This window comes from Bacillus sp. AC266 (assembly GCF_979253805.1).
On sequence record NZ_CEEDEC010000004.1, the window covers coordinates 565,531 to 589,648 of the forward strand.

Annotated in this window: 24 protein-coding genes; 7 read left to right on the forward strand and 17 right to left on the reverse strand. The window is 35.6% G+C overall.

Features of this window, described 5'->3' with window-relative positions; translation table 11 throughout:
* Positions 1-32: 32 nt before the first annotated feature.
* From AC0IXC_RS19810 to AC0IXC_RS19840, 7 genes are all read right to left on the reverse strand, one after another.
* Positions 33-968: a YybS family protein gene (locus tag AC0IXC_RS19810; RefSeq protein WP_215590547.1), complete on the reverse strand. Its 936-nt coding sequence runs from the start codon at positions 966-968 to the stop codon at positions 33-35.
* Between the two features lie 81 nt (positions 969-1,049).
* Complete coding sequence (gene rpsR, locus AC0IXC_RS19815; protein ID WP_000918874.1) at positions 1,050-1,283, reverse strand: 30S ribosomal protein S18; 234 nt, start codon at positions 1,281-1,283, stop codon at positions 1,050-1,052.
* Positions 1,284-1,327: 44 nt separating this feature from the next.
* On the reverse strand, positions 1,328-1,849 hold the full coding sequence (ssb, locus tag AC0IXC_RS19820; protein ID WP_000981963.1) for a single-stranded DNA-binding protein: 522 nt from the start codon (positions 1,847-1,849) through the stop codon (positions 1,328-1,330).
* Positions 1,850-1,875: 26 nt separating this feature from the next.
* Positions 1,876-2,166, reverse strand: coding sequence for a 30S ribosomal protein S6 (rpsF, locus tag AC0IXC_RS19825; RefSeq protein ID WP_001233782.1), 291 nt, complete (start codon positions 2,164-2,166; stop codon positions 1,876-1,878).
* Between the two features lie 191 nt (positions 2,167-2,357).
* Positions 2,358-3,458, reverse strand: coding sequence for a redox-regulated ATPase YchF (ychF, locus tag AC0IXC_RS19830; RefSeq protein WP_002089951.1), 1,101 nt, complete (start codon positions 3,456-3,458; stop codon positions 2,358-2,360).
* Positions 3,459-3,573: 115 nt separating this feature from the next.
* Positions 3,574-3,771 carry a DUF951 domain-containing protein gene (locus AC0IXC_RS19835; protein ID WP_000436054.1) on the reverse strand — a complete coding sequence of 66 codons (198 nt, stop codon included), beginning with the start codon at positions 3,769-3,771 and terminating at the stop codon, positions 3,574-3,576.
* Between the two features lie 20 nt (positions 3,772-3,791).
* On the reverse strand, positions 3,792-4,649 hold the full coding sequence (locus AC0IXC_RS19840; protein ID WP_002016466.1) for a mechanosensitive ion channel family protein: 858 nt from the start codon (positions 4,647-4,649) through the stop codon (positions 3,792-3,794).
* Between the two features lie 260 nt (positions 4,650-4,909).
* Between AC0IXC_RS19840 and yyaC the strand changes: the two genes are divergently transcribed.
* Complete coding sequence (gene yyaC / locus AC0IXC_RS19845; protein ID WP_002089953.1) at positions 4,910-5,506, forward strand: spore protease YyaC; 597 nt, start codon at positions 4,910-4,912, stop codon at positions 5,504-5,506.
* Positions 5,507-5,526: 20 nt separating this feature from the next.
* Here yyaC and spo0J read toward each other — a convergent pair whose 3' ends face one another.
* From spo0J to rpmH, 10 genes are all read right to left on the reverse strand, one after another.
* Positions 5,527-6,378 (reverse strand): stage 0 sporulation protein Spo0J, encoded by an 852-nt coding sequence (spo0J, locus tag AC0IXC_RS19850; protein WP_170935246.1) that lies wholly within the window; start codon positions 6,376-6,378, stop codon positions 5,527-5,529.
* Complete coding sequence (soj, locus tag AC0IXC_RS19855; protein WP_002016469.1) at positions 6,371-7,132, reverse strand: sporulation initiation inhibitor protein Soj; 762 nt, start codon at positions 7,130-7,132, stop codon at positions 6,371-6,373. The genes spo0J and soj overlap by 8 nt, the downstream gene beginning before the upstream one ends.
* Positions 7,133-7,318: 186 nt before the next feature.
* Complete coding sequence (gene noc / locus AC0IXC_RS19860; protein WP_002016471.1) at positions 7,319-8,191, reverse strand: nucleoid occlusion protein; 873 nt, start codon at positions 8,189-8,191, stop codon at positions 7,319-7,321.
* A gap of 105 nt (positions 8,192-8,296) precedes the next feature.
* Positions 8,297-9,016 (reverse strand): 16S rRNA (guanine(527)-N(7))-methyltransferase RsmG, encoded by a 720-nt coding sequence (gene rsmG / locus AC0IXC_RS19865; RefSeq protein WP_002016472.1) that lies wholly within the window; start codon positions 9,014-9,016, stop codon positions 8,297-8,299.
* A gap of 22 nt (positions 9,017-9,038) precedes the next feature.
* Positions 9,039-10,928 carry a tRNA uridine-5-carboxymethylaminomethyl(34) synthesis enzyme MnmG gene (gene mnmG, locus AC0IXC_RS19870; protein WP_002016474.1) on the reverse strand — a complete coding sequence of 630 codons (1,890 nt, stop codon included), beginning with the start codon at positions 10,926-10,928 and terminating at the stop codon, positions 9,039-9,041.
* A 58-nt stretch (positions 10,929-10,986) separates the two neighbouring features.
* Positions 10,987-12,363 (reverse strand): tRNA uridine-5-carboxymethylaminomethyl(34) synthesis GTPase MnmE, encoded by a 1,377-nt coding sequence (gene mnmE / locus AC0IXC_RS19875; RefSeq protein ID WP_002034990.1) that lies wholly within the window; start codon positions 12,361-12,363, stop codon positions 10,987-10,989.
* 227 nt (positions 12,364-12,590) lie between these two features.
* Entirely contained in the window at positions 12,591-13,208 is a 618-nt protein-coding gene (gene jag, locus AC0IXC_RS19880) for an RNA-binding cell elongation regulator Jag/EloR (protein WP_002166368.1), read from the reverse strand.
* A complete protein-coding gene (gene spoIIIJ, locus AC0IXC_RS19885) occupies positions 13,205-13,972 on the reverse strand; it encodes a YidC family membrane integrase SpoIIIJ (RefSeq protein WP_088040531.1) in 768 nt (255 codons plus the stop codon). The genes jag and spoIIIJ overlap by 4 nt, the downstream gene beginning before the upstream one ends.
* Positions 13,973-14,024: 52 nt before the next feature.
* A complete protein-coding gene (gene rnpA, locus AC0IXC_RS19890; RefSeq protein ID WP_002089963.1) occupies positions 14,025-14,372 on the reverse strand; it encodes a ribonuclease P protein component in 348 nt (115 codons plus the stop codon).
* Positions 14,373-14,448: 76 nt separating this feature from the next.
* Positions 14,449-14,583: a 50S ribosomal protein L34 gene (gene rpmH / locus AC0IXC_RS19895; RefSeq protein WP_000831901.1), complete on the reverse strand. Its 135-nt coding sequence runs from the start codon at positions 14,581-14,583 to the stop codon at positions 14,449-14,451.
* Positions 14,584-15,146: 563 nt separating this feature from the next.
* On the opposite strand from rpmH, the gene dnaA reads away from it, so the two are divergent.
* The 6 genes from dnaA (at position 15,147) to gyrA (ending at position 23,817) form a co-directional block, all read left to right on the forward strand.
* Complete coding sequence (gene dnaA, locus AC0IXC_RS19900) at positions 15,147-16,487, forward strand: chromosomal replication initiator protein DnaA (RefSeq protein ID WP_002016481.1); 1,341 nt, start codon at positions 15,147-15,149, stop codon at positions 16,485-16,487.
* A 182-nt stretch (positions 16,488-16,669) separates the two neighbouring features.
* Positions 16,670-17,815, forward strand: a complete 1,146-nt coding sequence (gene dnaN / locus AC0IXC_RS19905) for a DNA polymerase III subunit beta (protein WP_002016482.1) — start codon at positions 16,670-16,672, stop codon at positions 17,813-17,815.
* A gap of 128 nt (positions 17,816-17,943) precedes the next feature.
* The gene (yaaA, locus tag AC0IXC_RS19910) at positions 17,944-18,156 is read left to right on the forward strand and encodes a S4 domain-containing protein YaaA (protein WP_002016484.1); all 213 of its coding nucleotides are present in this window, start codon (positions 17,944-17,946) and stop codon (positions 18,154-18,156) included.
* A gap of 12 nt (positions 18,157-18,168) precedes the next feature.
* On the forward strand, positions 18,169-19,296 hold the full coding sequence (recF, locus tag AC0IXC_RS19915) for a DNA replication/repair protein RecF (RefSeq protein WP_002034987.1): 1,128 nt from the start codon (positions 18,169-18,171) through the stop codon (positions 19,294-19,296).
* A 38-nt stretch (positions 19,297-19,334) separates the two neighbouring features.
* Positions 19,335-21,257, forward strand: a complete 1,923-nt coding sequence (gene gyrB, locus AC0IXC_RS19920; protein WP_002034986.1) for a DNA topoisomerase (ATP-hydrolyzing) subunit B — start codon at positions 19,335-19,337, stop codon at positions 21,255-21,257.
* 88 nt (positions 21,258-21,345) lie between these two features.
* Positions 21,346-23,817 carry a DNA gyrase subunit A gene (gene gyrA / locus AC0IXC_RS19925; protein WP_002016488.1) on the forward strand — a complete coding sequence of 824 codons (2,472 nt, stop codon included), beginning with the start codon at positions 21,346-21,348 and terminating at the stop codon, positions 23,815-23,817.
* The last annotated feature ends 301 nt before the right edge of the window (positions 23,818-24,118 follow it).

A 24,118-nucleotide genomic window follows, 5' to 3' on the forward strand; every position in this document is an offset into this window, starting at 1 on the left:
AAACAAATTAAAATAGTGTAAGGAATATTATTTTATTCCCCTATTTTAGAACGCAATGAAATCCCTAAATCAATTATACCTAAGATTGTTACAAGAGGAAACATCATCGGAATAAACATGCAGACAATAAAACTAATAATAGGAACACCTTTCGTAAAACCTTTGCTATGCGCTATAAAAGCGATAAATGTCAGACCTTGCAGTACTAGTAGTAAAGCAAATATGACATATAAATTAGAAAATACCATATGTAAATATGATGTCGGTTCTACTTTTATAAAAGTTGATAGCAAAATAAATATAACGTAATACCAAACAATACTCTTTGGTAATTGTATATCTTTAAATTTAGGCCAAGGTATAACGTCATGCTTTAGTTTTCTCAAAACACTACCTGATATCATAACTGTAATCCAAGAAAAACATACAGAAACCATTACAAGCAAACTTGGGAATAACGTTTGTAACACATCATTAAATTGTGTAAATAATTCTTTTTGCTCTTTACTAATAGGCATACTCGCAGCAGTAACTATCTTTTCACTTTGCGCCATACTTTCATTAAACATATTTTGCATTTGCTTCATTAAATCTATGTTAAAAAACTTTATACTCGCAACATAAATGAGCATAATACCAATTAAGTACACAAGCGTCCCCGCCATTAAAGTTTCTACCGGCTTTTTTCGTTTTTTATACATATATCCTAAAACGATACCTATCAATCCAAACATAGTTGTCTTTACTAGGTTCATCGGCTGACTGACAATAACAGTAATAAAAAGCGCCGCAGTAAAAACTATAAAGGCGTTAGATAATCTATATCTTATCGTTAGCAATATAAATGGCAATGGCAACGCAAACGTTACAACTGTACCTAAAATTGGAACATACATAGATATAAGCAATAACATTGCATATATCGCTAACAGTGCTGCACCCTCAGTAATAAATTTCGTATTCTTCATCATCTAACCTCTCTTTCAAAAAAAGAAAAGCATAGCAAAATGCACAGTAGAGTCCGACTCTACTGTGCATTTCATACGCTATTATTCACCAACATATGGTAAAAGTGCCATTTGACGAGCACGTTTAATTGCAACTGTAAGTTTGCGTTGGTATTTCGCGCTTGTTCCTGTTACACGACGAGGTAAAATTTTACCGCGCTCAGAAACGAAACGTTTTAATAAATCAACATCTTTATAGTCAATGCGAGTGATGCCGTTAGATGTGAAGAAACACACCTTACGACGCTTCGCACGTCCACCTTTGCGTCCTGCCATGTCTATTCCCTCCATTCTTTGTTAAAAATAGCCGATTCACACCATTAAAATGGTAAATCGTCGTCCGAAATGTCAATCGGTTGACCAACATTCGAAAATGGATCGTCATTCTTCGTAAATCCAGAGTTACCTTGATTACCTTGGTTACCTGAATTACTAGATTGACCAAATGGGTTAGAGCTTTGGTTACCGAAACCAGCTCCTGATGGTTGCTGATTGAATGAACCACGTTGCTCCCCACCGCCATTACGCGGCTCTAAAAATTGTACGCTCTCCGCAAGAACTTCTGTTACATATACACGTTTACCATCTTGTCCATCGTAATTACGAGTTTGAAGACGTCCGTCTACGCCTGCTAAGCTACCTTTTTTCAAATAATTTGCCACGTTTTCTGCTTGTTTACGCCATATTACACAATTAATAAAGTCAGCTTCACGCTCACCTTGTTGATTCGCAAATGCGCGATTCACAGCTAACGTAAAAGTAGCTACTGCAACACCATTGGGCGTGTAACGTAAGTCAGGGTCCTTAGTTAAACGACCAACGAGGATAACACGATTCATCAATCGAACCACTCTCCCTTATATATCAATTATTTTTCTTCTTCTTTAACAACGATATGACGAAGGATATCTTCGTTGATCTTAGCTAAACGGTCGAATTCGTTAATCGCCTCTGAGTTAGAGTTCACGTTTAAGATCATGTAGAAACCTTCACGTAAGTCGTTGATTTCGTAAGCTAAACGACGCTTACCCCACTCTTTCGTGTTAATGATTTCTGCACCATTGTTTGTTAAAACACCTGCAAAACGTTCAACTAAAGCTTTTTGAGCTTCTTCTTCAACGCCAGGACGAATGATGTACATAATTTCGTACTTTCTCATTACACTTTCACCTCCTTTTGGTCTAAACGGCCCATAATGGGCAAGGAGCAATTAATTTATAGTAATTACTCACGAGTTTAGATTATATCATAGTAAGTTATATGAATCAACTCACCAATACGTAAAAAACTTGGCAAACACATAATATATTTGCCAAGCTCATATCTTTATTTTTCCTAGGAAATATTAAATTAAACGTTGAAGCGGAAGTGCATAACATCTCCGTCTTTTACGATATACTCTTTTCCTTCTAAACGTACTTTTCCAGCTTCTTTTGCAGCTGTCATAGAACCGTTTGTCATTAAATCATCATAAGAAACTGTTTCCGCGCGAATAAATCCACGCTCAAAGTCTGTATGAATTACGCCAGCACATTGTGGTGCCTTCATACCTTGTTTAAACGTCCATGCACGTACTTCTTGCACACCAGCTGTGAAGTAAGTAGCAAGTCCTAATAAATCATATGCAGCACGAATTAATTGATCTAAACCAGATTCTTCAATGCCTAGTTCTTCAAGGAATACTTTTTTCTCTTCCTCGTCTAGCTCAGCGATTTCTTCTTCGATTTTTGCACATACAACGATTACTTGAGAATTTTCATTTGCTGCAAATTCTTTTACCATTTGTACATATTTATTGTCAGAAGGATCCATAATATCATCTTCACTTACGTTTGCTACATATAGCATTTCTTTCGTTGTAAGTAAATGAAGGCCTTTAACAATCTTCATTTGCTCTTCTGTAAATTCAACAGTACGAGCTGGTTTTCCCTCTTCAAAAGCTTCTTTTAAACGAACTAAAATTTCATGCTCATATACAGCTTCTTTATCTTTTTGTCTTGCTAACTTCGCAACTCGTTCGATACGCTTATCAACAGATTCCAAATCCGCTAAGATTAGTTCTAAGTTAATTGTTTCAATGTCATCAATTGGATCTACTTTTCCTGAAACGTGCGTAATATTTTCATCTTCAAAACAACGAACAACTTGGCAAATTGCATCTACTTGACGAATGTGAGATAAGAATTTATTTCCTAACCCTTCACCTTTACTCGCACCTTTTACGATACCTGCAATATCAGTAAATTCAAATACAGTCGGAACAGTTTTTTTCGGTTCTACTAATTCCGTTAATTTATTTAAACGCTCATCTGGTACTTCTACAATCCCTACGTTTGGATCGATTGTACAGAATGGATAGTTCGCAGATTCTGCTCCTGCTTGTGTAATTGCATTAAATAAAGTGGACTTACCTACGTTAGGTAATCCAACAATCCCAGCCGTTAATCCCATATTTTTCACTCCTATGTCTCAATCTTTCATCATTATAGATAGTAACGAAAAAAATGACAAGTTTCCACCAAATGAAAAAAAGCAACGGCTGTCTACTGCAGCCGTTGCTTTTTCACTATTCTTCGTGCTTCACAAGTATTTTTTTTACCTTGCGATCAAACTCTCTTCGAGGAATCATTACCGAATGGTCACACCCCTCGCACTTAACGCGGATATCCATTCCCATACGAATAATCTTCCAGCGATTTTCACCACATGGATGGGCTTTCTTCATTTCCACAACATCGTACAAGTTATATTGCTTTTGCTCCATTCTCTAAATCCCTCCCACTATTAAATTGCTTTTTCACTAACTAATTCTTCGCGACTATATAAAACCATACGTGGGTATGGAATTTCAATCCCATGTAAATCAAGACGATTTTTAATCTCTTTGCGAAGAGCCCTCGCAATAACTGCATGCTGCATCGGCTCAACTTCAGCAATAACACGTAATACAACTTCAGACGCTGCCAATGTTTGAACACCTAGCAATTGAGGTGTTGTTACCATTTTCTCATATTTTCCTGGTAATTCTACTAATAAATCTTCAATAACTTGCTCCGCTCGTACTATATCACTTTCATAAGAAATAGATACATCAACAAATGCTACACTATTACTAACGGAAAAGTTCGTTACTTGTACAATACTACCATTTGGTATTATATGAATTTCACCTGTCCAGCTTTTCATCTTCGTTGTACGTAGTCCAATTTCCAAAACAGTTCCTTCAAATTGCCCTATTCTTACATAATCACCTACTGAAAATTGATCCTCTAACAAAATAAATAATCCTGTAATAACATCTTTAACTAAACTTTGTGCACCAAAACCGACTGCTAAACCAATTACCCCAGCACCGGCTAATAGACCTGATGCATTAATATCAAACACACCTAAAATCGCAATTAACATAATGAACATAACAACGTATGCCACAATATTTTCAAGCAACTTCGCTACCGTAACTGTACGACGTTCTGAAATTTGAATCGGCGAACGGCTTCCCATACGAAACGCATTTCGTACAATTGCCCTTGCAACTCGCACAACGATTGCACCAAGTATTAAAATAACGATTATTTTTAGTGACTTCACACCTATATTCGTCCAATCAATGGACTCAAACCATTTCAACGCTAAATCCATGTCCCTCTACCTCTCTAGCTAAAATTTCTTTTTAGTTATCCTTATTATTGTATCAGAACTCTCTCTGATTTCTGAAAAAAATTTATGACTTTAATTCCATTTGTTAACTTCCATTCAGGTATAAAATGAAACGAATATATATATACTAGTACTATTATTTCCATTTTCATTCACAGTTTGTAGAAAGTATGCACTTATAATTTTCCATTTCACACACCATATAACATATTGTGAAAATTTATTAAAAGGATGGGTGCTTCATGAATATTAGAAGTTTTCGCTTACCTTTTTTTGAAAAAGAAACTCAAAATGTTATGCATCATGACTTAGAAGCCTCTGAGACAATCAGTAATTTCTTACTTTCCCATATTCCCATTAAGACTAATATGCCACTCATTCTCGTTTGTATCGGAACAGACCGTTCCACCGGTGATGCACTTGGTCCATTAGTTGGTACTAAACTAGAACAAATTGAAATCAAAAACCTTCAAGTATTCGGCACACTAGACGAACCAATACATGCACTAAATCTAGAGGAAAAAATTCAGAATATACAGAAAGAAAACCCTACTTCATTTATTATTGCTGTTGATGCATGTTTAGGAAAATCTCAAAGTATCGGTTCTATAACTACCGGAAAGGGCCCCAGTAAACCTGGAGCTGCGATGAATAAGAAATTACCTGAAATTGGTGACTTGCATATTCATGGCATCGTAAATTTAAATGGTTTCATGGAGTTTTTCGTACTTCAAAATACAAGACTAAGTTTAGTTATGAAGATGGCCGATGTAATTGCACAAAGTATAAAAGAAACCGATCAAAAATTATCTGCATTAAAAAAAGCAAACCATCTATAAACAATAAGATGGTTTGCTTTTTAATTTCCCTTTGATAATAATTCTAAAATTCGATTTAAATCTTCTTTATTAAAAAATTCGATTTCGATTTTACCTTTTTCTTTTTTCGTTTCTTTAATTTTTACATCCGTACCAAACTTTTCTCTTAAAAACGTTTCGCGCTCTACAAAAAATATATTTCTTTCTTTTTTCACTTGTTGTGTTTCACGTGAAACACGTTGATTAATTTCCTGGACAATTTGTTCCAATTGGCGAACGTTCAGTCCTTCTTTTTCAATTCGCTTCAATAAAGATTTCAACTGTTCTTCATCTTTTATTGTAAGTAAAGTTCTTCCATGAGCCATTGAAAGTTGACCGTTTGCAATCATATCTTGAACGAATGAAGGGAGGCTTAACAAACGAGTATAATTTGCGATATAAGGCCTGCTTTTACCAAGACGTTTTGCTAATTGTTCTTGTGTTACATTTAGCTCGTTCATTAACATCTGATATGCCATTGCCTCTTCCATAGGATTTAAATCTTCTCGTTGTAAGTTTTCAAGCAAAGCAAATTCCATCATTTGCTGCTCATTTAATTGCCTTACGACAGCAGGCACTTTCTCAAGTCCGGCCTCTTTAGCAGCACGATATCTTCTTTCACCTGCAACTATTTCATATCCTTTAATACTCTTTCGAGCAATTAAAGGTTGCAATATACCGTGCTCTTTAATAGAAGCCGCTAATTCCTGAATCGCTTCTTTATTGAAATATTTACGTGGTTGATATGGATTCGGCCTTAATTCAGTTACTATAATCTCCTGAATTGTTTCTTCTTCTTTCACATCTAAATCTGGAAAAAACACGTTGATTCCTCTTCCTAATCCCTTAGCCACCTGCAATCACTTCCTCTGCTAAATCTAAATATACTTCTGCTCCTCTTGATTTAGCGTCATACTGCATAATTGGTTTCCCATGACTTGGTGCCTCACTTAAGCGAACATTACGAGGAATAATCGAACGATATACTTTATCTCTAAAGTATTTTTTCACTTCATCTATAACTTGAATTCCTAAATTTGTACGAGCATCCAACATCGTTAACAATACACCTTGAATTGCTAAATTTTTATTTAAATGCTTTTGCACAAGTCGAACTGTATTTAATAGCTGACTTAACCCTTCCAGCGCGTAATATTCACACTGTACAGGAATAATAACAGAATCTGCTGCTGTTAATGCATTAATCGTTAATAACCCTAAGGATGGGGGACAGTCAATAATAATATACTCATATTCATCACGAATCGGCTGTAACGCTCTTTGCAAGCGTACTTCCCGGGAAATGGTTGGTACCAATTCAATTTCAGCACCAGCCAATTGAATTGTAGCGGGTAGAACATCTAAGTTTTCAGTTGCGGTTTTCCGTATGGCACCTTGAACATCTGCATCTTCTACAAGAACATTATAAATACATTGATCTAATTCAGACTTTTCAATCCCTACACCAGTCGTTGCATTTCCTTGAGCATCAATATCTACGAGAAGGACTTTTTTTCCTACTTGTGCCAATCCAGCCCCTAAATTAACGGATGTTGTTGTTTTTCCAACACCGCCTTTTTGATTAGCAATAGCAATGATTTTTCCCATGATGTCACCTACTTTCAACCTTTCTTTCTTATTCTAGAAACAATTACGTTTATTGTAACATGAAATAAAAGTTTTTCTTTTACGTCCTTATTAAACTTCAAAATTTATTTCTAAACTCCTTCTTGCTTTAACAAGAAAATATAGTAAAAGAGACCTCTCCAATAGGATAAGGTCTCTAGCACGTAATTATTTTTTCTTCGGAATTTTAATCGTAATTTGATAGTATTCATCAAACTCTTCTTCCGCAGAATTAACATTCAAACCACTATTAGCAACCATTTGTAATGATTGTCTAATCGTGTTCATAGCAATTCTCGCATCTCGACTTACTGCTTTTTGCTTCGCTTTGCGCTTTGGTTTTACTTCTTCTAATAACTTTGCAATTCGTTCTTCTGTTTGCTTTACATTCAATTGCTTCTCCACAATCTCTTGTAAAACCTTCAGTTGTAATTCCTCATTCTTCAAAGGAATAAGGGCGCGAGCATGCCGTTCTGTAATACTTTTTTCTAATAATGCACTTTTGATTTCTTCAGGCAATTTTAATAATCGCAATTTATTTGCGACTGTCGATTGTCCTTTTCCAAGTCGTTGTGCCAATGCTTCTTGTGTTAAATTATGTAACTCAATCAGCTTTTGATATGCCACAGCTTCCTCAATTGCTGTTAATTCCTCACGTTGCAAATTTTCAATTAACGCTACAGAAGCTGTCTCAGTATCATTTAAATTCTTTATTATTGCAGGAACTTTTTCCCACCCTAACTTTGTTGCTGCGCGGAAACGCCTTTCCCCGGCAATAATCTCGTACTTATCATCCTCATACTGTCTCACAACAATCGGCTGGATAAGCCCATGCGTACGAATCGTTAATGCTAGCTCCTCAATACGTGCATCGTCAAAAACTGTTCGTGGTTGATAACGGTTAGGGGTAATGTTTACTATCGGAATTTCCTGTATTTCTTCATATACCTTTTTAGCTATTTCTTCATGGCTTTCGTCTTGTAATTCGAATTCGCTCTCTTTATCTCCAAAGCCAAATAAACGAGAAAACGTATTTTTCATACATATTCCACCACCTTTTAGGCCTATTGACTGTTCTACATAAAATGTTTCCTATGAAACATTTACGTTTTCATTTATATAATTTAATCTTACGTCTAATAAGATTTATTTTTCAATAGGTAATTTATTGGGCGTTCCCGGTTTGCGTGGATATTTCTTTGGTGTCTTGCGCTTTTTCTCGATTAATAAAATATTACGCTCGCTTTCTTCAAACGGTAATTGGAACGTAGACATTTCTTTCAATTCTCCGCCAAGTACCTCTAAAGCATATTTGCCATTTTCGATTTCTTCGTTCGCCGCTGCACCTTTCATTGCAATGAATGTTCCCCCTACTTTTACAAGTGGTAAACATAGCTCACTTAATACAGAAAGACGTGCAACTGCACGTGCCATTACGATATCGTATGCTTCACGTACACCTTCTTTTTTTCCAAATGTTTCAGCACGATCATGACAAAATGCAACATCACTTAATTCTAACTTTTGCGCTAAGTGATTTAAGAAATTAATACGTTTTTGTAATGAATCTACAATTGTTACTTTTAAGTGCGGGAAACAGATTTTTAAAGGGATACTTGGGAATCCAGCTCCTGCTCCAACATCACAAATAGAAAATGGTTTCGAAAAATCATAATAAAAAGCCGCTGTAACAGAATCAAAAAAGTGTTTTAAGTATACTTCTTCTTTCTCCGTAATAGCCGTTAAGTTCATTTTTTCATTCCACTCTACTAATGTTTCAAAATAGATTCCGAACTGCTCTAACTGTCTAGAAGAGAGGGAAATACCCTTCTCTTCTAGCATAGATTGAAATTGTTCTATGTTCATCTAGCAATATCTCCTTACTATGTTATTGGTTCGATACTCGTGCAATTTTTCCTTGTTCAATGTAAATAAGCAAAATTGAAACATCAGCTGGATTTACACCAGAAATACGTGAAGCTTGCCCCATTGAAAGCGGACGAACATCTTTCAATTTCTGTCTTGCTTCTGAGGCAAGGCTAGAAATCGCATCATAATCAATATCCACAGGAATTTTTTTGTTTTCCATTTTCTTCATACGTTCTACTTGCTGTAAAGATTTCTCGATATATCCTTCGTACTTGGTCTGAATTTCAACTTGTTCCGTAATTTCATCACTTAATGCTACTTCACTTGGTACTAAAAGATGAATATGCTCATATGTCACCTCTGGACGACGTAATAAGTCACTTGCACGTATTCCATCTTTCAATTCACTTCCGCCAATACTACGAATTAATTCTTGAACTTCAGGACGCGGTTTAATAAAAATACTCTCTAACCGTTCCTTCTCCTGTTCAATTTGTAACTTTTTATTTGTAAATCGCTCATAGCGATCTTCTTTAATTAAGCCAATTTCACGACCAACTTCAGTTAAACGAAGGTCAGCATTATCATGGCGTAATAATAGGCGATATTCTGCACGAGACGTTAATAAACGATATGGTTCATTTGTACCTTTCGTTACAAGGTCATCAATTAAAACACCAATATAAGCATCAGCACGACCTAAAATAACTTCTTTTTTACCTAAAGAACGACACGCTGCATTAATCCCAGCCATAAGCCCTTGTCCTGCTGCTTCTTCGTAACCAGAAGTTCCGTTAATTTGTCCTGCTGTATATAAATTTTTAATTTTTTTCGTTTCAAGTGTTGGCCATAGTTGAGTTGGTACGATCGCATCATATTCAATTGCATAACCCGTACGCATCATTTCAACATTTTCCAGGCCAGGAATTGTTCTAAGCATTGCACGCTGTACATCTTCTGGTAAGCTCGTCGATAAGCCTTGTACATATACTTCTTGTGTATTACGTCCTTCTGGCTCTAAGAAAATTTGATGACGTGGTTTATCATTAAATCTTACTACCTTGTCTTCAATTGAAGGGCAATATCTAGGCCCTGTTCCTTTAATCATACCAGAATACATAGCTGAGCGATGTAAGTTTTCATCTATTAAACGATGTGTTTCTGTACTTGTATACGTTAACCAACATGGAATTTGATCCATAATAAATTTTGTCGTTTCAAAAGAGAAAGCACGTGGCTTATCATCACCTGGTTGAATTTCTGTTTTACTATAATCAATCGTATTACTGTTTACACGCGGAGGTGTACCTGTTTTAAATCTAACAAGATCAAAACCAAGTTCCTCTAAGTGTTCAGATAATGTAATAGATGGTTGCTGATTATTTGGACCACTTGAATATTTTAAATCGCCCATAATAATCTCACCACGTAAAAATGTTCCCGTTGTAATTACAACTGTTTTCGCTGTGTATTCAGCACCAGCTTGCGTAATTACCCCTTTACATACACCATCTTCAATAATTAAACGCTCTACCAGACCTTGAAACAACGTTAAGTTTGGTGTTTCTTCAATTGTTTTCTTTAATTCATGCTGGTAAGAGAATTTATCAGCTTGTGCACGAAGCGCGCGTACAGCTGGTCCTTTACCCGTATTTAACATACGCATTTGAATATGTGTTTTATCAATATTGCGTCCCATTTCTCCGCCTAATGCATCAATTTCACGAACAACAATCCCTTTTGCTGGTCCACCAACAGAAGGGTTACATGGCATGAACGCTACCATATCTAAGTTAATTGTTAACATTAATGTTTTTGAGCCCATTCGTGCTGCCGCAAGACCAGCTTCACATCCTGCATGACCTGCACCGATTACTATGACATCATATGAACCGGCATTGTATCCCATTGTTTATTCCTCCTAATAACCTCTATCTTACTAAATCATCTCTGATTAAAGTTTTACTTTATTTTCCTAAACAAAATTGAGAGAACAATTGGTCAATTAAACTTTCATGGACAGTATCACCAGTAATTTCACCAAGTATTTCCCACGCTCTTGTTAAATCAATTTGAACCATATCAATCGGAACACCATTTTCTATCGCTTCAATTGCATCGTTAATTGTTCTTCCTGCTTGTGTTAATAATCCGATATGTCTCGCATTAGACACGTATGTCATATCCGCAGAATCAATTGTTCCTTCAAAGAATAAATCAGCTATCGCCTTTTCAAGCTCATCTATTCCTTGCTCCTCAATTAAAGATGTTGTAATAACACGATTTCCTACCGCTAAATCTGTAACACGTTCCATATCAATTTCTTGCGGTAAATCTGTCTTATTTACAATAACAATGAAATCTTTTCCTTGTACGGCACGGAATAGATCCTCATCTTCATTTGTTAAAGCCTCGCTATAATTCACTACAATTAACACTAAGTCTGCTTGGCTCATCATTTCCTTCGAACGCTCTACACCAATTCGTTCAACAATATCTTCCGTTTCACGAATTCCGGCTGTATCTATAAGTTTAAGTGGTACACCACGCACATTAACGTACTCTTCAATAACATCACGAGTTGTTCCTGCAATATCAGTTACAATTGCCTTTTTCTCCTGAACAAGACTATTTAATAGCGATGATTTCCCAACGTTAGGTCTACCGATAATCGCGGTAGAAATGCCTTCACGTAAAATCTTTCCTTGCTTCGATGTTTCTAATATCTTTGCAATTTCAGCACGGACATGTGTAGCTTTCTCAATTAAAATATTATGCGTCATCTCTTCTACATCATCATATTCTGGGTAATCTATATTCACTTCAATATGAGCTAATGTTTCTAATATTTCTTGACGCAGATGGCCGATTAATTTAGATAATCGTCCTTCCATTTGGTTAATCGCTACATTCATAGCACGATCTGTTTTCGCACGGATTAAGTCCATAACAGCTTCTGCTTGTGACAAATCAATACGTCCATTTAAAAAAGCACGTTTTGTAAATTCACCAGGCTCTGCCAGTCGTACTCCTTGCGCTAAAATAAGCTGTAATACTTTATTTACCGAAACAAGTCCACCATGACAGTTAATTTCTACTATATTTTCACGCGTAAAAGTCCTTGGTGCACGCATAATGGACACCATAACTTCTTCAATAACTTGATTTGTATCTAAATCGACAATATGACCATAATGAATTGTATGAGAAGAAACCTGTGTTAAATCCTTCCCTTTAAAAATACGATCGACTTTCTCAATCGCATCATCCCCACTTACTCGAACAATGGCAATTGCACCTTCCCCAAGTGCTGTGGAAATTGCGGCAATTGTATCAAATTCCATGTCCTTTCACCTCACTTGCTTATTTATCTCTATTTCAACATGAATTTTTTCCGTCACTAAATTATTAGGATACCATAACGAACCTATCTACAAAAGAATAATAACTCATTTTATTATGTCCTTATGTAAAAAACACTAAACTTATTCACAGTGGATAAGTTTAGTGTTTTTTAGTTATCCACATTTATTTTCTCCTCAAAAAAACCGGCACTCAATTGAGTAACCGGTCACTTGGAAGATATTACAACATACCGATGTGGTTCTTTTCCTTCAGAAGTTGTAATGATATTTTGATGATTAGATAATGCTTGGTGAATAATTTTTCGTTCGAAAGAAGGCATTGGTTCTAGAACAACTCTTTTTTTCGTACTCACTACTTGTTTTGCTAATCGATAGGAAAGAGATTCTAACGTATTTTTTCTTTTACTACGATAGTTTTCAGCATCCAGTGTAATACCAATATATTGCTTTGTATTACGGTTCGCAACAAGCTTTGTTAAATACTGTAAAGAATTCAACGTATTCCCTCTTTTACCAATTAAAACACCAATATTTTCACCAGAAATTGTAAATTCAACTTCGCGTCCTTTTACAATTTTTCTAATCTCAACTTCCACACCCATATTTTGAATAACATTTTTTAAATATTCTTCACATTCTTGGATTGGATCTTTTTTCAATACAACTTCTACAACAGCGGGGCGATTCCCAAATAAACCTAGGAACCCCCTCTTACCCTCATCGATAATATTTATATCTACTCGATCTTTCGAAGCATTTAATTGTCTTAAAGCATCTTGTACTGCCAGCTCGACTGTTTGTCCTTTAGCAGTAATCATACTCACTTGCTTGATCCTCCTGCCTTACTAGCCTTAATGTCAGGCCCTTTGATCATATACATTTGAGCGATACCAAAGATATTACCAACTACCCAGTACAATGATAGTGCTGCTGGGAAGTTAATTGCAAAGACTAAAATCATAATTGGCATAAGCCAAATCATCATTGCCATTTGCGGATTTTGTCCAGCCGTTCCTGCCATTGCAAGCTTTTGCTGAATAAACGTCGTAATAGCTGCAACAATTGGAAGGATATAGAACGGATCCGCCTGTCCTAAATCGAACCATAAAAATGTATGTTCACTAATTGCTGTTGTTCTCATAATCGCATGATAAAACGCGAATAAAATAGGCATCTGAACAAATATTGGTAAACATCCTGCTAATGGGTTTACACCATTCTTTTGATATAACTGCATCATTTCTTGTTGTAGTTTTTGCTGTGTTGCTTGATCTTTAGAACTATATTTCTCTTTTAATTTCACCATTTCTGGTTGTAACGCCTGCATTGCTTTCGTACTCTTCGTTTGTTTAATCATTAATGGTAATAATGCAAAACGAATGATAAGAGTTGTAACAACGATTGCTAAACCGTAATTACTATCAAATAATTCTGCAAAATACGTGATTAACTGAGAAAGCGGGTATACGAAATATTCATTCCAAATCCCAGTGCTTTTCGGTGTAATCGGTTGATTTGTTTCACTACAGCCAGTAGCAATTGCCATTAGCATAATAACCATGGCTAATAAACCTATTTTCTTTTTCAAAGCCTGCTCCTCCTTGTTTCGGTATGTATATAGTGTAATTCATTTCCTTACGCTACTTTTTTATTCTTTTCATACCAGAGCGTTTAAAGACATGAATTAAGCTTTTCTTTAACTCTTCATATGTCATCTCTGCACAAGGCTTCCTTGCTATTATAACAAAATCTTTTCCAGAATCTATCTCATCTTTTAATTCTATAATCGATTGGCGAATCATACGCTTAATTCGATTACGCACTACTGCATTTCCTATTTTCTTACTAACAGAAAGACCAATGCGAAAATGCGGCTGTTTTTCTTTATCTAATTTGTATACAACAAACTGGCGATTGGCATTCGATTGTCCTTTTTGGAAAACAGCCTGGAATTCATCATTCTTTTTTATACGATTTTTTTTCTTCATATCATTTGACACTCCTGTATTTCATCAGCGGAAACTCATTATTATTAGAAAAAAAGACCACTGAACGTTCAGTGGTCTACGCAGATAATACTTTTCTTCCTTTACGACGACGAGCTGCTAGCACTTTACGTCCGTTTGCTGTGCTCATACGGCTGCGGAAACCATGTACTTTGCTGCGCTTACGTTTATTTGGTTGGTAAGTTCTTTTCATTATATGACACCTCCCTGAGGAATATCTGTTAAAGACAGTCTAATAAATTATAGTAAATCAAATAGGAAAATGTCAATGGTTCTCGAAATTTTCATCAAATATTCATTTTTAACCTATTCACAAACTTTTTCACAGTACCTATATTTCCTTGTGGATAAATATATTTTCTCTTTTTTGTATCCACAAACTCTTTTTTTACTTTTACACAGTATATCGTGTTGTGGACAAGTTTATTCCACAAGGTATTGATTTTGTGGATAACTTTCTTAAATTCATTGCTATAGCTGCTTTTTTTTGATATTATAGTTGTGTTTTCACTTTGAATAAGTTTTCCACACCTTTATTTTATCCACAATTTGTGTATAACATGTGGATAGTTTAAATCACATGTGAGTAAATAGTTGTCCACATGTGTTATTTTGTCGAAAACTCTATCTCGGATACTAACGACGTTTTTATATTTTAAAATACGTTTCGTATAAATATGCACTAGAAATATTTACAGGTTGTACAATTGTTGCGCAACCTTATTCTTTTACCATCTTTGTAAAGGAGGGACACCTTTGGAAAATATCTCTGATTTATGGAATAGTGCCTTAAAAGAATTAGAAAAAAAGGTAAGCAAGCCAAGTTATGAAACCTGGTTAAAATCAACAACTGCTCATAACTTAAAAAAAGATGTATTAACTATTACAGCTCCAAATGAATTCGCTCGTGACTGGCTAGAATCTCATTATTCGGAACTAATCTCCGAAACACTTTATGATTTAACAGGGGCAAAACTAGCTATTCGTTTTATCATTCCCCAAAGTCAGGCAGAAGAGGATATAGATCTCCCTTCTGTTAAGCAAAAACACGCACATGATGAGTCTAATCACTTACCACAGAGTATGTTAAACCCAAAATATACATTTGATACATTTGTTATTGGCTCTGGTAATCGTTTTGCACATGCTGCTTCTTTAGCTGTAGCTGAAGCACCAGCTAAAGCCTATAATCCGCTCTTTATTTACGGGGGCGTTGGACTTGGAAAAACACATTTAATGCACGCAATTGGGCATTATGTAATTGAACACAACCCAAATGCAAAAGTTGTATATTTATCATCTGAAAAATTTACAAATGAATTTATTAATTCAATTCGTGATAATAAAGCTGTCGATTTTCGTAATAAATATCGTAATGTAGATGTCTTATTGATAGATGATATTCAATTTCTTGCTGGAAAAGAACAAACACAGGAAGAGTTTTTCCATACATTTAATGCGTTACATGAAGAAAGTAAACAAATTGTGATTTCAAGCGATAGACCACCAAAAGAAATCCCAACTTTAGAAGATCGCCTTCGTTCTCGCTTTGAATGGGGGTTAATTACGGACATTACGCCACCAGATTTAGAAACTAGAATCGCAATTTTACGTAAAAAAGCAAAAGCAGAAGGTCTTGATATACCAAATGAAGTTATGCTTTATATCGCAAATCAAATCGATTCAAATATTCGTGAACTAGAGGGTGCACTTATTCGAGTTGTAGCTTATTCATCTTTAATTAATAAAGATATGAATGCTGATTTAGCGGCTGAAGCGCTTAAAAATATTATTCCAAACTCTATACCTAGAATTATTTCTATTTCTGATATTCAAAAGGCTGTTGGGGGCGTCTATCAAGTAAAATTAGAAGATTTCAAAGCAAAAAAACGGACAAAATCCGTTGCATTCCCTCGCCAAATTGCGATGTATTTATCACGTGAACTTACGGACTCATCTTTGCCAAAAATAGGTGAAGAATTTGGTGGCCGCGATCATACAACAGTAATCCATGCTCACGAAAAAATTTCGAAGCTATTAAAAACGGATACTCAATTACAAAAACACGTTGAAGAAGTTAAGGATATTTTAAAATAGTAGTAGCTGAATAGTGTGAATAACTTAGCTTGTTTTACGCACAGTCTATCCACATGTAGATAGACTGTTTTTACATCTTTAAACAGGGTTATCCACATATCCACAAGCCCTATTACTATTACTACTACTTTTTTATCTTTATTAAATAAATAAAATCTTATACTTACCGGAGGTTTTTCGTTATGCGTTTTACAATACAAAAAGACTATCTTGTAAGAAGTGTACAAGATGTAATGAAGGCAGTTTCTTCTCGTACAACAATTCCAATTCTTACAGGGATTAAAGTTGTAGCAACTGAAGAAGGTGTTACTTTAACAGGTAGTGATGCAGACATCTCTATCGAATCATTTATCCCAGTCGAAGATGCTGGAAAAGAAATTGTGGAAATTAAACAATCAGGAAGTATTATTTTACAAGCAAAATATTTTAGTGAGATCGTAAAAAAATTACCTAAAGAAACTGTCGAAATTTCTGTGGAAAATCATTTTATGACAAAAATAAAATCTGGAAAATCAGAGTTCAACTTAAATGGTTTAGATGCTGCTGAATATCCGTTATTACCACAAATCGAAGAACATCATGTATTTAAGATTCCAACAGATTTACTAAAGCACATGATTCGTCAAACAGTATTTGCAGTTTCAAGTTCTGAAACAAGACCGATCTTGACAGGTGTAAACTGGAAGGTATATAACAGCGAGCTAACTTGTATTGCAACAGATAGTCACAGACTGGCACTTCGCAAAGCAAAAATCGAAGGGTATAATATTGCCGATGAATTTCAAGCGAATGTCGTTATTCCTGGTAAGAGCTTAAGTGAATTAAGTAAAATTCTAGATGAATCTGAAGAAATGGTAGATATCGTTATTACGGAGTATCAAGTATTATTCCGTACAAAACATTTATTATTCTTCTCAAGATTATTAGAAGGAAATTATCCAGATACAACGCGTTTAATTCCAGCTGAAAGTAAAACTGATATATTTGTAAATACAAAGGAATTTTTACAAGCGATTGATCGTGCGTCGCTGTTAGCAAGAGATGGTCGTAACAACGTTGTTAAATTATCGACATTAGAACAACAGATGTTAGAGATTTCCTCGAATGCACCAGAAATCGGAAAAGTAGTAGAAGAGGTTCAATGTGAAAATGTAGATGGAGAAGAATTAAAAATATCTTTTAGTGCAAAATATATGATGGACGCATTAAAGGCTTTAGATAGTACAGAAATTAAAGTTAGTTTTACTGGAGCGATGAGACCGTTTTTAATTCGCACAGTAAATGATGATTCCATTATCCAATTAATTTTACCAGTCCGTACTTACTAAGTAAGGATTAAGGGTTGCTAGTGTAAAGGTACTAGTGACCCTTATTTGATTTGTGGGGTATTACTTTCCTAATGCTAGTTTATTTAGTACAATGAAAGAATGAACACTTTCAGAAAGTGAGCGATTTTATGAAACTTATTAAGATTTCAACAGAATACATTACACTAGGACAATTTTTAAAGTTAGCTGATGTAATTGATACAGGTGGCGCTGTGAAATGGTTCTTACAAGAATATGAAGTATACGTGAATCAAGAACTTGAAAATAGAAGAGGCCGAAAGTTATATGCAAATGATATTGTTGAAATTCCGGGAAGCGGAACTTTCCAAGTTCAGGCATAAAGGGGGATCCCTTTGTTTATTACAGAAATACAATTAAAAAACTATCGCAATTATGAGCATTTAGAGCTTTCCTTTGAGGATAAAGTCAATGTAATTATTGGTGAAAATGCGCAAGGGAAAACGAATCTGATGGAAGCTATTTATGTATTGGCGATGGCGAAATCTCATAGAACTTCGAACGATCGTGAACTCATTCGTTGGGATGAGGATTATGGTAATATAAAAGGTAGATTACAAAGGCGAAATAGTTCAATATCCTTAGAATTAAACATTTCAAAAAAAGGTAAAAAGGCAAAGTTAAATCAGTTAGAACAACAAAAATTGAGCCAGTATATTGGTGAAATGAATGTTGTTATGTTTGCCCCAGAAGATTTAAATCTTGTAAAAGGAAGCCCTCAAGTACGAAGACGCTTTTTGGATATGGAACTTGGACAAATAGCTCCGGTCTATTTGTATGAATTAAGTCAATATCAAAAGGTACTCACGCAACGAAATCATTTACTTAAGAAGATGCAAGGGAATAGTAAAAATGAGGAAACGATGTTGGATGTATTTACACTTCAACTTATTGAGCATGGTGCAAAAATTTTGCGAAAACGTTTTGAGTTTTTGCATTTACTACAAGAATGGGCTGCTCCAATTCATCGCGGAATTAGCAGGGGATTAGAGGAGTTAGAAATCGTTTATAAACCAAGTGTAGATGTATCAGAATCAATGGATTTGTCGAAAATAAAAGAAGTATACTATGAAAGTTTTCAATCTGTGAAACAACGTGAAATTTTTCGGGGTACAACTTTACTTGGTCCTCATCGTGATGATTTACAATTCTTCGTTAATAGTAAAAATGTTCAAGTCTTTGGTTCACAAGGACAACAACGAACAACCGCACTATCCCTAAAATTGGCTGAAATTGAATTGATATACTCAGAGGTTAAGGAATATCCAATTCTTTTACTAGATGATGTGTTATCAGAATTAGATGATTATCGTCAATCGCATCTGCTAAATACAATTCAAGGAAAAGTACAAACCTTTGTGACAACGACGAGTGTCGAGGGAATTGAACACGAAACATTGAAAGAAGCGAAAACAATTCATGTAACGAACGGCACGGTAGATTGTGAAATAGACAGAAAATAATTTCTGTTTAAATGGAAAAGTAGGTGATCTTTGTGTCAATGGAACAAAAGCAAATGCAGGAAAATGCATATGATGAAAGTCAGATTCAGGTGTTAGAAGGACTGGAGGCAGTTCGAAAGCGTCCTGGTATGTATATCGGTTCTACAAGTGGAAAAGGTCTTCATCACCTCGTGTGGGAAATTGTTGATAACAGTATTGATGAAGCTTTAGCAGGATATTGTGATGAAATTAATGTCAGTATTGAAGAAGATAATAGTATTGTTGTAACAGATGATGGTCGTGGTATCCCTGTTGGTATACAAGAAAAAATGGGACGTCCCGCTGTAGAAGTTATTATGACGGTACTCCATGCCGGTGGTAAATTTGGCGGTGGTGGTTATAAAGTTTCTGGTGGTTTGCATGGTGTAGGTGCATCTGTTGTAAATGCTTTATCAACAGAATTAGAGGTATTTGTACATCGAGATGGAAAAATACACTATCAAAAATATGAACGTGGGGTCCCGGCTGCAGATTTAAAAGTAATAGGTGAAACTGATCGTACAGGAACGATCACACGCTTTAAGCCAGATTCAGAAATTTTTACAGAGACGACAGAATACGAATTTGATACATTAGCGACTCGTATGCGTGAGTTGGCGTTTTTAAATCGTAATATTAAATTAACAATTGAAGATAAGCGTGAACATAAGCAAAAGAAAGAATTCCATTATGAAGGTGGAATTAAATCATATGTTGAACATTTAAATCGTTCAAAACAACCGATTCATGAAGAACCTGTATATGTTGACGGTTCAAAAGATGGGATTCAGGTTGAGGTTGCTCTTCAATATAACGAAGGCTATACAAATCATATTTATTCATTTACAAATAATATTCATACGTATGAAGGCGGTACACATGAGGTAGGTTTTAAGACTGCTCTAACACGTGTAATTAACGATTATGGTCGTAAAAATAATATTTTAAAAGATGCGGATAGTAATTTAACTGGTGAAGATGTTCGTGAAGGCTTAACAGCAATCGTGTCAATTAAGCATCCAAATCCACAATTTGAAGGACAAACAAAGACGAAACTTGGAAATAGTGAAGCGAGAACGATTACAGAGTCTGTATTCTCAGAGGCGTTTGAAAAGTTCTTACTAGAAAATCCCAATGTTGCACGTAAAATTATAGATAAAGGGACTATGGCAGCACGTGCACGTGTAGCGGCTAAAAAGGCTCGTGAACTAACGCGCCGAAAGAGTGCTCTAGAAGTTTCAAGTTTACCAGGGAAGCTAGCTGATTGTTCTTCTAAAGATCCAGCAATTAGCGAAATTTACATCGTGGAGGGTGACTCTGCGGGCGGATCTGCAAAACAAGGACGCGATCGTCATTTTCAAGCGATTTTACCACTGAAGGGTAAAATTATTAACGTTGAAAAGGCACGTTTAGATAAGATTTTATCAAATGATGAAGTTCGTACAATTATTACAGCAATTGGTACAAATATTGGTGGGGATTTTGCTATTGAAAAAGCTCGCTATCATAAAGTTATTATTATGACAGATGCCGATGTTGATGGTGCACATATTCGTACCCTATTATTAACGTTCTTCTATCGTTATATGCGTCAAATCATTGAGTGTGGATATATATATATCGCACAGCCACCGTTGTTTAAAGTACAACAAGGTAAAAAAATTCAATATGCTTATAACAATAAAGAACTTGAAAAAATACTAGCTGAATTACCAGCTCAACCTAAGCCTGGGATTCAGCGTTATAAAGGTCTAGGGGAAATGAATCCAACTCAGCTGTGGGAGACGACAATGGACCCAGAAGTACGTTCGTTACTTCAAGTTTCCCTTCAAGATGCAATTGAAGCGGATGAAACATTTGAAATTTTGATGGGTGATAAAGTAGAGCCGCGTCGTAACTTTATCCAAGAAAATGCAAAATACGTGAAAAACCTTGATATTTAAGTGAGTAATGACAGGAATCTAAGTATTCCTGTCTTCTACATATAAATCAATGTATGTGTAACGGAAATGTAAGAGGAGGTGCTCGTTGATGTCAGACAATCAACAACAAGCACGAATTCGAGAAATTAATATTAGTCATGAAATGCGTACCTCATTTTTAGATTACGCAATGAGTGTTATCGTGTCTCGTGCATTACCAGATGTTCGTGATGGATTAAAACCAGTTCATCGTAGGGTTTTATATGCGATGAATGATTTAGGAATTACAGCTGATAAAGCATATAAGAAGTCGGCGCGTATTGTCGGCGAAGTAATTGGTAAGTATCACCCGCACGGTGATTCAGCTGTTTATGAAACAATGGTACGTATGGCACAAGATTTTAGTCAACGTTACATGCTTGTTGATGGACATGGTAATTTCGGTTCTGTTGATGGAGATTCAGCGGCAGCAATGCGTTATACAGAAGCAAGAATGTCTAAGATTTCTATGGAATTAATACGCGATATTACAAAGAATACAATTGATTATCAAGATAACTACGATGGTTCTGAAAGAGAGCCAGTTGTATTACCAGCGCGTTTCCCTAACTTATTAGTCAATGGTACGACGGGTATTGCGGTTGGTATGGCAACAAACATTCCACCGCATCAACTTGGAGAAGTAATTGATGGTGTGTTGGCATTAAGTCATAACCCTGATATCACTATCGCGGAATTAATGGAATATATTCCTGGGCCAGACTTCCCAACTTCAGGTTTAATCTTAGGGCGAAGTGGAATTCGAAGAGCTTACGAAACAGGTCGCGGTTCTATTATACTTCGTGCTAAAGTTGAAATTGAAGAGAAAGCAAATGGTAAACAAACTATTATCGTAACAGAACTACCTTATCAAGTTAATAAGGCGCGATTAATTGAAAAGATCGCAGAACTAGTTCGTGATAAGAAAATTGAAGGTATTACAGATTTACGTGATGAATCAGATCGAAATGGTATGCGTATTGTTATGGAAGTACGTCGTGATGCCAATGCCAATGTACTATTAAATAATCTATATAAACATACAGCACTCCAAACTAGCTTCGGTATTAATATGTTGTCTCTTGTAAATGGAGAGCCACAAGTCTTAAATTTAAAACAAAATCTATATTATTATTTAGAGCATCAAAAGGTAGTGATTCGTAGACGTACTGCTTATGAATTAGAGAAAGCAGAAGCGCGTGCTCATATTTTAGAAGGCTTACGAATTGCCTTAGATCATCTTGATGAAGTTATTACTTTAATCCGTAGTTCAAAAACAGCTGATATTGCAAAACAAGGTTTAATGGAACGTTTCGGCTTAAGTGAGAAACAAGCGCAGGCGATTTTAGATATGCGTTTGCAACGTTTAACTGGATTAGAACGCGAAAAAATCGAACAAGAATATCAAGATTTAATGAAGATAATTGCAGAGTTAAAAGCAATTTTAGCAGACGAAGAAAAAGTTCTTGAAATTATTCGCGAGGAATTAGCTGAAGTAAAAGAGCGTTTTAATGATAAGAGAAGAACAGAAATTACAATTGGCGGTATGGAAGCTATAGAGGATGAAGATTTAATCCCAGAACAAAATATCGCAATTACACTTACTCATAATGGTTATATTAAGAGGTTACCGGCTTCTACGTACAAAACACAGAACCGTGGGGGACGTGGTGTACAAGGAATGGGTACGAATGATGATGACTTTGTCGAACATTTATTAACAACGTCTACTCATGATCATATTTTATTCTTCACAAACAAGGGTAAAGTATACCGTACAAAAGGATATGAAATTCCAGAGTATAGTCGTACAGCAAAAGGTATACCGATTATTAATCTATTAGGGGTAGATAAGGGTGAGTGGATCAACGCTATTATTCCAATTCGTGAATTTGGTGACGACCAGTTCTTATTCTTTACAACGAAACAAGGTATCTCTAAGAGAACACCACTTTCATCATTTGCCAATATACGTACAAATGGTTTAATTGCAATTTCTCTTCGTGAAGAGGATGAATTAATCTCTGTACGCTTAACATCTGGTGATAAGGATATTATCGTTGGGACAAGTAACGGTATGCTAATTCGTTTCAATGAGCAAGATGTGCGTTCAATGGGACGTAATGCGGCTGGTGTAAAAGCAATTACATTAGGTGATGAAGATCAAGTTGTAGGTATGGAAATTGTCGAAGAGGATGTAAATGTTCTAATTGTAACCAAAAATGGTTATGGAAAGCGTACACCGATTGATGAATACCGTCTGCAAAGTCGTGGTGGTAAAGGTCTGAAGACTTGTAATATTACAGATAAAAACGGTAAGTTAGTAGCGGTTAAGTCTGTAACAGGCGAAGAAGACATTATGTTAATTACAGCAGCAGGCGTTATTATTCGTATGCCGGTTGATCAAATCTCTCAAATGGGACGTAATACACAAGGTGTTCGTCTAATTCGATTAGAAGATGAGCAAGAGGTAGCGACAGTAGCAAAAGCGCAAAAAGATGAAGAAGAAGAATCTAATGAAGAGGATTCTTCTGAAGAGTAAGAGTGGGGATTTCTCCCCCTCTTATTTTTTTATAATAATACTTGCATAGCAATAGGAAAGTGTATATAATAGGAAAAGTCAGCAAATGAGAGATACAAGTTATCGGAAAAAACTTGTTGACGAAAATAATATACTATGATATATTATGAAAGTCGCTGAAACGCGATGTTGAACTTTGAAAACTAAACGAAACAAACAACGTGAAACGTCAATTTTTATTTTTAGATGCTAGACAAACTAACTTTATTGGAGAGTTTGATCCTGGCTCAGGATGAACGCTGGCGGCGTGCCTAATACATGC